We start from the raw sequence: 12156 nt of genomic DNA, 5'->3' as shown, positions 1-12156 counted from the left end.
ACCAGACCCCACCAGGAGGGACCCCGATGAGCAAGCAGACCGTCCTCGGCCGTGTCACCCAGCTCGCGAAGGCCAACGTCAACGCGCTGCTGGACCAGGCCGAGGACCCGCAGAAGATGCTCGACCAGCTGATCCGCGACTACTCGAACAACATCTCGGAGGCCGAGCAGGCGGTGGCCACGACCATCGGCAACCTGCGGATGCTGGAGGCCGATCACAAGGAGGACGTGGACGCCGCCGCCGAGTGGGGCGGCAAGGCCCTCGCGGCCAGCCGCAAGGCGGACGGGCTGCGCGCGTCCGGCGCGGCGGCGGACGCGGACCGCTTCGACAACCTGGCGAAGGTGGCCCTGGGCCGGCAGTTGCAGTCGGAGAAGGAGGCGGCGACGGCGGAGCCGGTGATCGCCGCTCAGACGGAGGTCGTCGACAGGCTCAAGGCGGGCCTGGGTTCGATGAAGGACAAGCTGACGGAGCTCCAGGCCAAGCGGGACGAGCTGGTGTCGCGGGTGAAGACGGCTCGGGCTCAGAACACGATGCTGGACGCGGTCAAGAACATCGACGTGCTGGACCCGACGAGCGACCTGAACCGCTTCGAGGAGAAGGTGCGGCGGGAGGAGGCGATGGCCATGGGCAAGTCGGAGCTGGCGGCCTCCTCCCTGGACTCCCAGTTCGAGGCGCTGGACGACCTGGGCAAGGCCTCGGAGATCGAAGCCCGCCTGGCCGCCCTCAAGGCGCGGGCGGCTTGAATCCCCCTCAGCCGTACATGCTCAGCAGCTGTTCCGCCGACAGCTCGGTGACCGCCTCTCCCGGTGTGCCGCCCGGCATCGGGAGCGGGAGTTCGAACCAGACGGTCTTGCCCCGGTGGGTGCGGCGGGTGCCCCAGCCGGCCGAGAGCAGGCCGACGAGCTGGAGGCCGCGGCCGCCCTCGTCGGTGTCCCGGGCGCGGCGGCGCCTCGGCTGGGCGAGGTTGCCGTCCCAGACCTCGCACACCAGGGTCCGGTCCAGCAGCAGCCGCAGCCGGATCTCGCCCTCCCCGTACCGCAGGGCGTTGGTGACGAGTTCGCTGACCAGCAGTTCCGTGGTGTCGAGCAGGCCTTCCAGGCCCCAGCCGGGCAGCTTGGCCCGGGCCAGTTCCCGGGCCCGGCCCACCGAGCGGGCCTCGCGGGGCAGCTGCCAGTCGCCGACGGCGCCGGCGGGCAGCCCCTGGACCCGCGCCATGAGCAGGGCGATGTCGTCCTCGCCGTGCCGGGTGTGGAGGGTGTTCAGGACGTGGTCGCAGACCTCCTCCAGGGGGCGGGACGGATCGGCGACCGCCCCGCGCAGCCCGCGCAGGCCCTCCTCCAGGGGGTGGTCGCGGGATTCGACCAGCCCGTCGGTGTAGAGGGCGAGCAGCGCGCCCTCGGGGAGTTCGACCTCGACCTCCTCGAAAGGTTCGCCGCCCACCCCGAGCGGCATTCCGGTCGGGATCTCCAGCAGCAGCCCGGGGCGCGGCCCGGCGCCGTCCTCGGCGGGTTCGACGAGTACGGGCGGCATGTGGCCAGCGTTGGCGATGGTGCAGCGCCGGGTGACCGGGTCGTAGACGGCGTACACGCAGGTGGCGAGGTAGACCTCGGAGCGGTCGGCGTCGCGGGAGTGCAGGGCGGCGCGCGAGGCCTGCTGGGCCCCTCCGGGGGCGCCGAGGCCGCGGGCGACCTCGTCGAGTGCGGTGAGCACCTCGGCCGGTTCCAGGTCCAGCAGGGCGAGGGTGCGTACGGCGGTGCGCAGTTCGCCCATGGCGACGGCGGCGCGCAGGCCGCGGCCCATGACGTCGCCGACGACGAGGGCGGTGCGGTGCCCGGGGAGTTCGATGACGTCGAACCAGTCGCCGCCGACCTCGGTGGCGGCGTTGCCCGGCAGGTAGCGGCAGGCGATGTCGAGGCCGGCGGCCTCGGGGTCGCCGGGCGGGAGCAGGCTGCGCTGGAGGATCAGCGCCCGTTCGTGCTCGCGCCGGTAGAGGCGGGCGTTGTCGATGCAGACGGCGGCCCGTGCGGCGAGTTCCACGGCGACGGCCCGGTCGCGTTCCCCGAAGGGCTCGCTGCCCTTCGTACGGGAGAACTGGGCGAGGCCGACCACGGTGTCGTGGGCGACCATGGGGACGATCAGCGTGGACTGGACGAGGTCGTCGGGACCTGCGGCGTCGACCAGCCGGGGCCGTGCGGTGCGCAGGACCATCGCCCCGGGGGAGGCGGCGGGGTAGCGGTGGGTCTCCCCCACGGCGACCAGTGCGCCGGGCCCGGACAGGGGGGCGTCGGAGACGGCGGAGGCGAAGGCCACCCTGCGCAGTTTCGCGGAGGGGGCGCGGTGGGCGCCCTGGCCGGGCAGCGGGGGCACGCCGGGCCCTCCCCCGGCTGCCCCCAGGGGGCGGCCGGCGGGGCGGTCGTCGTCGCCGAGCAGCAGCCCCTGGTAGAGGTCGACGGCGGCCAGGTCGCAGAAGCCGGGGACGGTGACGTCGAGGAGTTCGCGGGCGGTGGTCTCCAGGTCGAGGGAGTTGCCGATGCGGTGCCCGGCCTCGTTGAGGAGGGCGAGGTTGCGGCGGACCCCGGCGGCCTCGCGGGCGGCGAGGTGGCGGCGGGTGACGTCGGTGCCGAGGCCGGCGACGCCGATGGGGCGGCCGGTGCCGTCGTGCACCCGGTAGAGGTTGATGGACCAGTGGCGGTCGTCGCGGCTGCGGGGGGTGGCGCCGGTGATCCGCAGGTCGGTGACGGATTCGCCGGTCTCCAGTACCCGGCGCAGGGCTTCGGCCATCCGGTCGGCCTCGTGGGGCGGCAGGTAGTCGTGCACGGTCCGGCCGCGGTGCTCCTCGACCGCTCCTCCGAAGACGGTCGCGAAGCGCCGGTTGGCCCGCTGCACGGTGAGGTCGGTGCCGAAGAGCAGGAACCCGAAGGGAGATTGACCGAATATGGCCTGTGATGCGGCGAGGTCGGATTCGATGCGGCGCAGCGCGCGTACGTCGACGACGACGCACAGTGCGGCCCGCTCGGCGCTCTCGGTCTGGGTGGGCATCACATAGATCTCGGCCACCCCGTGGGCCCCCTTGCCGCCCGGGATGCGGAAGGGGATCAGGCCGGTCCACTCCTTGCCGTCGAGGATCTCGGCGACCTTGCGGTGCCCGCCCTCGCGCAGCTCGGGCGGCATGAAGGCCTCGACCGGATCGCGCCCGACGGCTTGCGCGGCGCCGAGCCCGAACAGTTCTTCGGCGCGCAGGCTCCACTGGTCGATGAGCCCGTCAGGGCCGATCGAGAAGGAGGCGACCTTTATGTAGTCGTATATCGAGCCAGGCGGACTGCTGTGCCACAGGGAGTCGTGCAAAGGCTCCCCGGGCACACGGGCCTGATGTGTCTGCGCAGGTATCTCGCTCACGCGACCGTCCCCTCCAGCTCACCGCAACCGGACCGGCCATGACCGAAGTATTCAGCACCACGGCCCCGTACGGCACGGCGTTCACGATCACAAAAGGGTCCCGTTGTTTTCCGGCCATGTCCGGTGGTCTCCCCAGACGCCGTCCGGGAGACCCACTGCCGCCCTTCTCCTTGTTACTCACCAGGAAGAGCCAACTCGAACCACACGGTTTTCCCCGTCTTCCCGTGCCGGGTCCCCCAGCGGCGCGCGGAGACGGCGACGAGGTGCAGGCCGCGCCCTCCTTCGTCGTCCGGCTGCGCTACGCGCTCGCGGGGCGGATCCGGAAGCGGATCGGAGACCTCCACGAGCAGGGCCGGGCCGCCGGCCAGGTCCGGCGCGGCCGGATTGCGCCGTACCAGGCGGACCCCGATCGGGCCGGACGCGTACCGCAGGGAGTTGGTGACCAGCTCGCTGACCAGCAGGACGGTCACATCGCCGACGGATTCCAGGCCCCAGGAGCGGAGGGTGCCGCGCACGGCGTGGCGTGCGGTGCGGACGGCACCGGGCTCGGCGGGAAAGGCCCACTCGGCGCATTCACCGTCTGTGTCGATCACGCCGATCACTTCCCGGGCCACCAGCGACCCCAGTCAGGTTCGTCGGGACGAAAGGGGGACGAGACAGGGACTAATAGCGACATACCCGATATTTGGGGCGCCGTACCACCCGATCCCCCACGCACCGGCGCACTGTGGCGCAGACGGCCTAGAGCGGGAGCGTCACGCGCCCCGGTGCGCCCCGCCGTGCGACTCGGCGCCCGCCCCGCCGCCTTCCCCGCGGCCCGCCCCGCTCCTACCCCGCGCCCGCTCCGGCACGCAGCCGGCGGGCGGCCTCCTCGACGAAGGGCCGGTCCTGGTCGAGCCAGTCCACCGAGTCCAGCTCGTGCGGGGCGAGCCAGCGCAGCTCGTCGTGGTCCTCCAGCGGCTCGGGCTCCCCCGAGACCAGCCGGGCGGTCCACACGTGCAGGACCAGGCCGGGCTTCAGCTGCCACTCACCCGGGATCCGCTCCAGCGCCTCGGTCTCCACGCCGAGCTCCTCGCGAAGTTCGCGCACCAGCGCCTCGGGCACGGTCTCGCCCGGCTCGGCCTTGCCGCCCGGGAGCTCCCACCGGCCGGCCAGCTCGGGCGGCGCGCTGCGCCGGGCGGCCAGCAGGCGCCCGTCATGACAGAGGGCTCCGCCCACGACCACTCGTACAGTCATGGACGGAGCCTATGCCAGCGCCTTCAGCCGATTCAGTTGGTGGTGGCGGTCTGGCTTTCCTGTCCGATCCGCTCGACCCAGTAGAGCTGCTTGTGTCCCCGGTCGTCGAGGCTGTCGACGACCTTCTGGGCCTCGGCCCGGGTGGGGTAGCGCCCCACCCGGTAGCGGTTGCCGTTGTCGTCCTGACGTATGACCAGCCATGGAAGCAGGGCACCGCTGTCGGTCATCGCGCTTCACCCTCCGCCGCTGTACCTGCCCAGGAAACCGCATTGCGCATATGCCCGAGCTTACGCCCGACCTTTACTGAGCGGATACGGTTTTTCACGAAGAGGTACCTGGGGGGCGTACGCATCCGGCCAGGCGTACGAGCGGGCCGTGCGCGCCGGTCCGGACCCGGCGCACGGAGCGCACCGGCGGGTGGGCGACGTGGGAGCGGCGGCCGCGCCCTCCGGGCGCGACTCGAACAAGGGTCCGGGGTGCGCCCCGGACCCTTGCGAAACGGCTGAAAACCCCGCGCGTGCCCTGTTACCGGACAGGCAGGTGGTACGAGAGGCGGTAGCGGTCCGCCGGCACGACCACGTCCGCGGTCTCCACGGCGCGGCCCGACGCGAAGTACGTACGGCTCACCACCAGCACCACGTGCCCCGGGACCCCGCCCAGCGACATGATCTCCTCGGCCAGGCCCGGGCGGGCCCCGACCTCCTCGACGACGTTGTCCACGACCACGTCGATGGCGGCCATCCGGTCCACCACCCCCGAGCCGCCCAGGGGCCCCTCCTCCGGAAGCATCACCGGGGTCCGGCCGGTCACGGCCAGCGGCTCCCAGGAGGTGGAGAGCATCATGGCCTCCCCCGCGTCGCGGAAGACGTACCGGGTGCGCATGACCCGGTCCCCCGGCTCGATGCCGAGGCGCTCCGCGATCCGGTCCGGCGCGGCCGTCTGCTCGCTGCTGGACTCCCACGTGCCGCGCGTGCCCGCCTCCGCCTGCTCCTGGCGGAACGGCGTCGAGGCCCCGGACGAGCGGTAGCCGGAGCGGGCGACCCGGCGGGGCACGGGCTGCTCGCGCACGTACGTGCCCGACCCGGAGCGGCCCTCCACCAGCCCCTCGGCCATGAGGACCTTGCGCGCCTCCAGCGCCACGGTGTCGGACACCCCGTACTCCTCGCGGATCCGGGCCTGGGAAGGGAGCCGGGCGTGCGGGGGCAGGGAGCCATCGACGATCTTCCGTCGCAGATCCCCGGCGACGCGGAGATAGGCCGGCTGCTCACCGAAAGTCACGAGCCACTCCCATCAGGTTGACAGACAGCTACACCCTGGCAACCGACGGTTGAGCAGCGCAAGCACGGGCCAGAGTTTCACTCGATGTGATGAACCCAGGTCACTCAAACCCCTTACCGCGCGTTACCCACAGGACCTCAGACGGACTCCGACGAAGGCCCCCGCCCGGACCCCGCCCCCGGCCCGCCCGGACCCGGCTCCAGCCACTCCGGCACCCGCGTCGAGAGCCCGTACGACCCGCGCAGCGCCTTCTCCGTCTCCACCGACAGCGCCGCCAGCGCAGCGTCCCACGCCCGCTGGAAGTCGGCCGGCCGGGTCGCCCGGGCCGCCCGCTGCCACTCCCTGCGCGCGGCGGCGACCTCCTTGAGCTGGGCGCCCGCCGCCGGGCCCGCGCCCTGGCGCGAGGTGACGCCCTGGAGCATCCGCTCCTCCGCCGCCAGCGCCTCGTCCACGCCCCGCGCCCACTTCTGGTGCTCGGGCAGCGCCTCGTCGAGGTCCCGGTCGGGGGCGCGCCCCAGCGCCTGGTCCACCGTGTTCAGTGCGCTCAGCAGGGTCACCTGGTCGGGCGTCAGCATGCCCGCATCCTTGCGCAGACTGCCCTTGTGCTCCTCCGTCGACGTGCCGATGAGGCACAGGAGCCGCCGGTCGCCGGTCTGCCAGCTCTCCGGCGAGGGGGTGAAGTAGAACATCTCCGCGTACCCGGGCAGCGCCCACGAGTCCATCGCGTACGCGTCCTGCGCCTTCCAGCAGGTGTCCGTGGCGGTCACCTTCAGCCACCCCTTGCTGGGGTAGGCGCCCGGCCCGAGCGTCGTCGCGGACGTCACCTCGGCGTCGTGCACCCGGTCGCAGCCGACCCGGTAGGTGAAGCGGGCCTCGTCCAGGAGGTCGCCGCCGGGGACGTTGAAGCAGTCGCCCACGCGCAGCTCGTCCATCCCCGTCAGCTGGCCCTCGACCTCCTCCGGCTCCCGCGCCCCGGCCAGCGCGCCGGTGAAGTGCTCCGCGTACCGGGTGACACCGGTGACCAGGACCGCGGTCGTCAGCAGCGAGACCACCAGGCCCACGACGGCCAGGGCGCGGCCCCGCTCCCCCTTGCGCGCGATCTGCACCAGCGCCACGACGCCGAAGACGATCCCGAGCGGCGGGAAGCACAGCAGCCCGACCAGCAGGGAGGCCAGCGCGAATCCGTTGAGCGCGGGCGGGTGCCCGTACGCGGGCGGCGGTCCCCACACCGGCGGCGGCGACGGCGGGGGCCAGGAGTGGCCCGGGCCGGCGGGGGGATGTTGCGGGGGCGGGGTGCTCACAGGGTGAGTGCTCCATCGGGGCGGCGCGAACGAATGCGCGAAATAGTACGCAGCGGGGGCGACCGACTAGTCGGTCGCCCCCGCGTTCATCGCGCGATCCAGCCTGTTATCGCGCCCCTCGCCACCCGGTCGCCCGGGCGGAGGACCTCGGTGCCGTGCCCGGCTTCAGGGGCGTCAGAACTGCAGCGCCCAGGAGTCGATCTTGCCGGTGTCGATGTTGGCGTTGTCGTTCACCCGCAGCTTCCACACCCCGTTGGCCACCTCGGACGAGGCGTTGACCGAGTAGGAGCGGATGATGTTGTCGGCGCTGCCGCCGCTGCGGTTGTGCAGGTTGTAGAGCGTGCCGTCGGGGGCGACGAGGTCGACCTTCAGGTCGCCGATGTAGGTGTGCTTGATGTCGACCGAGACGTTCAGCGCGGCCGGGGCGTTGCCGGAGATCCCGCTGACGGTGACCGGCGACTCGACGGTGGCGTTGTCGTTGACCGCGTAGTCGGCGGTGTTCTCGAACTTGGTGCCCGGGTTCGGCGGCGTGGTGCTCGCGCCCACGTTCAGCAGGCGGTTGGGGGATCCGGTGCCGGGGCTGGTCACCACGTTCGGGGTGGCCGCCGCGACGAGGCCGTCGCGGACCTGCGCCGGGGTGCTCGCCGGGTTCTGCGAGAGGTAGAGGGCCGCCGCGCCGACGACGTGCGGGGTGGCCATCGAGGTGCCCGAGATGGTGTTCGTCGCGGTGTCCCCGGTGCCCCAGGCGGAGGTGATGGAGGAGCCCGGCGCGAAGATGTCCAGGATGCTGCCGTAGTTGGAGAAGCTGGACTTCGCGTCGGTGTTGGTGGTCGAGCCGACGGTGATGGCCTCGGCCACGCGCGCCGGGGACTTGCTGGAGGCGTCCGTGGACTCGTTGCCGGCCGCGACGCCGTAGGTGATGCCGGCGGCTATGGAGTTGCGCACGGCGGTGTCGAGCGCGGAGTCCGCGCCGCCGCCGAGCGACATGTTGGCCACGGCCGGCTTGACGGCGTTGCGGGTGACCCAGTCGATGCCGGCGACCACCTGGGCCGTCGTGCCGGAGCCGTTGTTGTCGAGGACGCGGACGCCGACGATCTTCGCCTTCTTGGCCACGCCGTACGCACCGCCGGCGACGGTGCCGGCGACGTGCGTGCCGTGGCCGTGGCCGTCCTGGGCGGTGTTGTCGTTGTCGACGGCGTCGTAGCCGTCGGAGGCGCGGCCGCCGAAGTCCTGGTGCGTCTTGCGGACGCCGGTGTCGATGATGTACGCGGTGACGCCCTCACCCGCCTTGTCGGGGTAGGTGTAGCTCTGGTCCAGCGGGAGGGCCCGCTGGTCGATGCGGTCCAGGCCCCAGGACGGCGGGTTGGGCTGGGTGGCGTCGACGGTGAAGGTGCGGTTCTGCACGACGGACTGGACCGCCGGGTCGGCGGCGAGCTTTCTGGCCTGCGCCTCGGAGACCTCGACCGAGTAGCCGTTGAGGGCCGCGCTGTAGGTCCGGTCGATCTTCGCGCCGTACCGCTTGGCGACGGCCTTGCCGCTGTCCGCGGTCGAGCGGGCGGCGGAGTCCTTCAGGGTCACGATGTAGCTGCCGGGGACGGCCCCGGCGACGCCGGCGTTCTCGATGACGCCCTGGGGGCCGCCGTCGGCCGCGGAGGCGGGTAGGGCGGCGGCCGCGCCGAGCGCGAGGGCCACGACGGCGGTCGCGCTGACGCCGGCGATCCTCCGGCGGGTGTGACGCATCACGGACATGTGGGGGGTCCTCCTCGTAGGGGTGGTTTTTGCGGGTGCCGAGCGACGGTGCGCGGACACGCGGAAGAACTTGTTTTAAGCATGTCCATGACAACGAATCCCGCCCCAACGGGCCGTCGTCCCCGAAAGGTTGACCCACCCCCGCGCCATCCCACAAGAGCACAACGGACGCACAACGGACGCGTAACATCCGTGGCATACAACGGCCATGAACGAGCAAAGGTGCTCAGCACATGACGCACGCACTTCCTGGTTACGTCTGCCCCGAGGACGGCACGCGCGCGGACGTGCGGACCGCGCCGTGGTGCTGCCCCCTGTGCGGCGGCCCCTGGGACCTCGACTTCACACCCGATCCGGCCATCCCCCTCGAACCGGCGGCGGGACCCCACTCGCTGTGGCGGTACGCGCCCGCGCTGCCGCTGCCGGGGGCGTTCTCGGTCTCGCTCTCGGAGGGGCACACCCCGCTGGTGCCGCTGGCGGAGCGGATTCACGCCAAGCTCGACTTCCTGATGCCGACGCTGTCCTTCAAGGACCGGGGCGCGGTCATGCTCGCCGAACTGGCCCGGCGGCTGGCCCCGGAGCGGGTGATCGCCGACAGCAGCGGCAACGCGGGGACGTCCGTGGCGGCGTACTGCGCGCGGGCCGGGCTGAGTTGTGAAGTTTTCGTGCCGGAGGGCACCTCGGAGAAGAAGACGGAGCAGATGCGGGCGCACGGGGCGGCCGTACGCGTGGTCGCGGGCGGCCGCGAGGCCACGGCGCGGGCCGCGCGGACGGCGGCGGACGAGCCGGGGGTCTTCTACGCCAGCCACGTCTTCAACCCGTACTTCCTGCACGGCACCAAGACGTACGCGTACGAGATCTGGGAGGCCCTCGGCGGGCGGCTGCCGGAGGCGCTGGTCGTACCGGTCGGCAACGGCACCCTGCTGCTGGGCGCCGCGCTGGCGGTGGAGGAGCTGGCCCGGCACGGGGTACGGCCGCCCGCGCTGATCGGGGTGCAGGCGGAGGCGGTGTCCCCGCTGGCGGCGGCCTTCGCGGCCGGCGCCGAGGACGCCGCGGCGGTGCCGCAGCTGCCGACGGCGGCGGAGGGCATCGCGATCCCGGCCCCGCCGCGGGCCCGGCAGATCCTGGCGGCGGTCCGCAAGTCCGGCGGCACCTTCGTCACGGTCCCGGACGACCGGCTGCGCGAGGCGCAGCGGGACCTGGCGCGGCGCGGCCTGTTCGTGGAGCCGACGGCGGCGGCGTGCTGGGCGGCGGTGGCCCCCACCGCCCCCGGCGACCCCCTCCGCGGCCGCACGGCGGTCATCCCCCTGTGCGGCGCGGGCGCGAAGGCGGGGTAGGTGTCGGAAAACCGCCAGCCGGACGGGGCCCGGTCTGATCAACTTGCCTCATGACCACCAACGTTGACCGCGCCGCCCAGGCCACCGCCTTCACCGCGCTGCACACCCCCGCCGCCCCCCTCGCCCTCGCCAACGCCTGGGACGTCGCCAGTGCCCGGCTCGTCGAGGCGGCCGGGGCGGCGGCCGTCGCCACCACCAGTGCCGGGGTCGCCTGGTCGCTCGGGGCGCCCGACGGGGACGCGCTCGCGCGGGAGCGGGCGCTGGAGCTGATCGCCCGGGTGGTCTCGGCCGTCTCCGTGCCCGTCACCGCCGACATCGAGGGCGGCTTCGCCACCGACGCCGCCGGGGTCGGCGAGACCGTCACCGGGGTCCTGGCCGCCGGGGCGGTCGGCATCAACATCGAGGACGGCCGCCGCGCCCCCGCCGAGCACGCGGAGCGCCTCGCCGCGGCCCGGGCCGCCGCCGACGCGGCCGGGGTCCCGCTGTACATCAACGCCCGCGTGGACACGTACCTCTTCGGCCTCGGCGAGAGTTCCGCCCGCCTCGACGAGACGCTCGCCCGCGCCGCCGCCTACCTCGCAGCAGGCGCCACCGGCGTCTTCGTGCCCGGCGTCACCGACCCGGCCACCGTCGCGGAGCTCGCCAAGGGCATCGGCGGCCCGCTCAACGTCCTCGTCGGCCCGGACGCCCCTTCCGTCGCCGAGCTCGGTGCCCTCGGCGTGGCCCGCGTCAGCCTCGGCTCCTGGGTGGCCGAGGCCGCGTACGCCGTGGTCCGCCGCGCCACCGAGGAACTGCTGGCCGGCGGCACGTACGGCTCCCTCGCCGGGGCCCTGCCGTACGGGGAGCTGAACGCCCTGCTCAAGGGCTGAGAAATCGAGAAGCGTGCATGCGGCACCGACCGTAGGATCCGGCCATGGGTACCTCGACTCCGATAGACAGCACGGGCGCGGCGACGGACACGTCCCGCCGCAGGACCACCGGGGCCGTGTGGTTCGCGCTCGCGCTCGTGTACGTGGTCTGGGGCTCGACCTACCTCGGCATCCGGATCGTCGTCCAGACCATGCCGCCCTTCCTGTCCGCGGGGGCCCGCTTCATCACCGCCGGCCTGGTGCTGGCCGGCATCGTCGCCTGGCGGTACGGGCCGGCCGCGCTCAGGATCACGGCCGCGCAGGCCCGCTCGGTGGTGCTGGTCGGCCTGCTGCTGATCCTCGGCGGCAACGGCCTGGTGGTGCTGGCCGAGACCTCCATCCCGTCCGGGCTGGCCGCGCTGCTGGTCGCGTCGGTGCCGATGTGGGTGGTGGTGCTGCGGGCGGCCACCGGGGACCGGCCGCCGCTGCGCACCCTGGCCGGGGTGCTGGTGGGCCTCGCCGGGCTGGCGGTGCTGACCAGCCCGGGGCTGAGCGGGGACGTCCACCTGGGCGGGGTGCTGCTGGTGGTGGGCGCCGCGCTGCTGTGGTCGCTGGGCTCGTTCTCGGCCGGGCGGCTGCCGATGCCGGAGAACCCCTTCACCGGCTCCGCGTACCAGATGCTGGCGGGCGGGGTCGCCGGTGTGGTGGTGGGGCTGCTGCGCGGCGAACAGCACGGCCTGGACGTCGGCTCCTTCTCCACCTCTTCGTGGGTGGCCCTGGGCTACCTCGTGCTGATCGGGTCGGTCGTCGGCTTCACCGCGTACGCGTGGCTGCTCCAGGCGGCGCCGCTGTCGCTGGTGGCCACGTACGCGTACGTCAATCCGGTGGTGGCCGTCGCGCTGGGGGCGCTGATCCTGGACGAGCCGCTGACCCTGCCGATCGTGCTGGGCGGCGCGATCGTGGTGGCGGCGGTCGGCGTGATCGTCAGCACCGAACGCCGGAAGAAGTAGC

General features: G+C 73.2%; 11 protein-coding genes. 4 read left to right on the top strand and 7 right to left on the bottom strand.

Translation table 11 applies throughout. From position 1 onward, the window contains the following. The first annotated feature begins 26 nt into the window (after window positions 1-26). Window positions 27-743 (top strand): PspA/IM30 family protein, encoded by a 717-nt coding sequence (locus tag ACZ7IF_RS30660; protein WP_470977995.1) that lies wholly within the window; start codon window positions 27-29, stop codon window positions 741-743. A 7-nt stretch (window positions 744-750) separates the two neighbouring features. Here the strand turns inward: ACZ7IF_RS30660 and ACZ7IF_RS30655 are convergent, their stop codons facing one another. The 7 genes from ACZ7IF_RS30655 to ACZ7IF_RS30625 form a co-directional block, all read right to left on the bottom strand. Further along, entirely contained in the window at window positions 751-3387 is a 2637-nt protein-coding gene (locus ACZ7IF_RS30655) for a SpoIIE family protein phosphatase (protein ID WP_470978100.1), read from the bottom strand. 182 nt (window positions 3388-3569) lie between these two features. Continuing rightward, window positions 3570-3998, bottom strand: a complete 429-nt coding sequence (locus tag ACZ7IF_RS30650) for an ATP-binding protein (protein WP_470978098.1) — start codon at window positions 3996-3998, stop codon at window positions 3570-3572. Between the two features lie 226 nt (window positions 3999-4224). Beyond that, window positions 4225-4632, bottom strand: a complete 408-nt coding sequence (locus ACZ7IF_RS30645; RefSeq protein ID WP_470977993.1) for a (deoxy)nucleoside triphosphate pyrophosphohydrolase — start codon at window positions 4630-4632, stop codon at window positions 4225-4227. 32 nt (window positions 4633-4664) lie between these two features. Continuing rightward, window positions 4665-4859: an SPOR domain-containing protein gene (locus tag ACZ7IF_RS30640; RefSeq protein WP_125598320.1), complete on the bottom strand. Its 195-nt coding sequence runs from the start codon at window positions 4857-4859 to the stop codon at window positions 4665-4667. 298 nt (window positions 4860-5157) lie between these two features. Then, on the bottom strand, window positions 5158-5910 hold the full coding sequence (locus tag ACZ7IF_RS30635; RefSeq protein ID WP_470977990.1) for a GntR family transcriptional regulator: 753 nt from the start codon (window positions 5908-5910) through the stop codon (window positions 5158-5160). Between the two features lie 137 nt (window positions 5911-6047). Continuing rightward, window positions 6048-7211, bottom strand: coding sequence for a DUF4190 domain-containing protein (locus ACZ7IF_RS30630; protein ID WP_470977987.1), 1164 nt, complete (start codon window positions 7209-7211; stop codon window positions 6048-6050). A gap of 174 nt (window positions 7212-7385) precedes the next feature. Continuing rightward, window positions 7386-8960 carry a S8 family peptidase gene (locus ACZ7IF_RS30625; protein ID WP_470977985.1) on the bottom strand — a complete coding sequence of 525 codons (1575 nt, stop codon included), beginning with the start codon at window positions 8958-8960 and terminating at the stop codon, window positions 7386-7388. 233 nt (window positions 8961-9193) lie between these two features. Between ACZ7IF_RS30625 and ACZ7IF_RS30620 the strand changes: the two genes are divergently transcribed. The 3 genes from ACZ7IF_RS30620 to ACZ7IF_RS30610 are packed head-to-tail and all read left to right on the top strand — an operon-like array spanning window position 9194 to window position 12155. After that, complete coding sequence (locus ACZ7IF_RS30620) at window positions 9194-10297, top strand: pyridoxal-phosphate dependent enzyme (protein WP_470977982.1); 1104 nt, start codon at window positions 9194-9196, stop codon at window positions 10295-10297. A gap of 50 nt (window positions 10298-10347) precedes the next feature. Further along, window positions 10348-11166, top strand: a complete 819-nt coding sequence (locus ACZ7IF_RS30615) for an isocitrate lyase/PEP mutase family protein (protein ID WP_470977979.1) — start codon at window positions 10348-10350, stop codon at window positions 11164-11166. A 44-nt stretch (window positions 11167-11210) separates the two neighbouring features. After that, window positions 11211-12155, top strand: a complete 945-nt coding sequence (locus ACZ7IF_RS30610) for an EamA family transporter (protein ID WP_470977976.1) — start codon at window positions 11211-11213, stop codon at window positions 12153-12155. The last annotated feature ends 1 nt before the right edge of the window (window position 12156 follow it).

The organism is Streptomyces sp. NPDC037421 (assembly GCF_055602105.1).
Note: the sequence above shows the minus strand (reverse complement) of the source record. Positions and strands in the feature narration are given on the sequence as shown.

What these genes read in the sequence shown, in the direction of transcription:
- ACZ7IF_RS30620 (WP_470977982.1), top strand. Translation starts at nt 9,194, where the DNA reads ATGACGCACGCACTTCCTGGTTACGTCTGCCCCGAGGACGGCACGCGC.
- ACZ7IF_RS30625 (WP_470977985.1), bottom strand. Translation starts at nt 8,960, where the DNA reads ATGTCCGTGATGCGTCACACCCGCCGGAGGATCGCCGGCGTCAGCGCG.
- ACZ7IF_RS30615 (WP_470977979.1), top strand. Translation starts at nt 10,348, where the DNA reads ATGACCACCAACGTTGACCGCGCCGCCCAGGCCACCGCCTTCACCGCG.
- ACZ7IF_RS30610 (WP_470977976.1), top strand. Translation starts at nt 11,211, where the DNA reads ATGGGTACCTCGACTCCGATAGACAGCACGGGCGCGGCGACGGACACG.
- ACZ7IF_RS30660 (WP_470977995.1), top strand. Translation starts at nt 27, where the DNA reads ATGAGCAAGCAGACCGTCCTCGGCCGTGTCACCCAGCTCGCGAAGGCC.
- ACZ7IF_RS30640 (WP_125598320.1), bottom strand. Translation starts at nt 4,859, where the DNA reads ATGACCGACAGCGGTGCCCTGCTTCCATGGCTGGTCATACGTCAGGAC.
- ACZ7IF_RS30645 (WP_470977993.1), bottom strand. Translation starts at nt 4,632, where the DNA reads ATGACTGTACGAGTGGTCGTGGGCGGAGCCCTCTGTCATGACGGGCGC.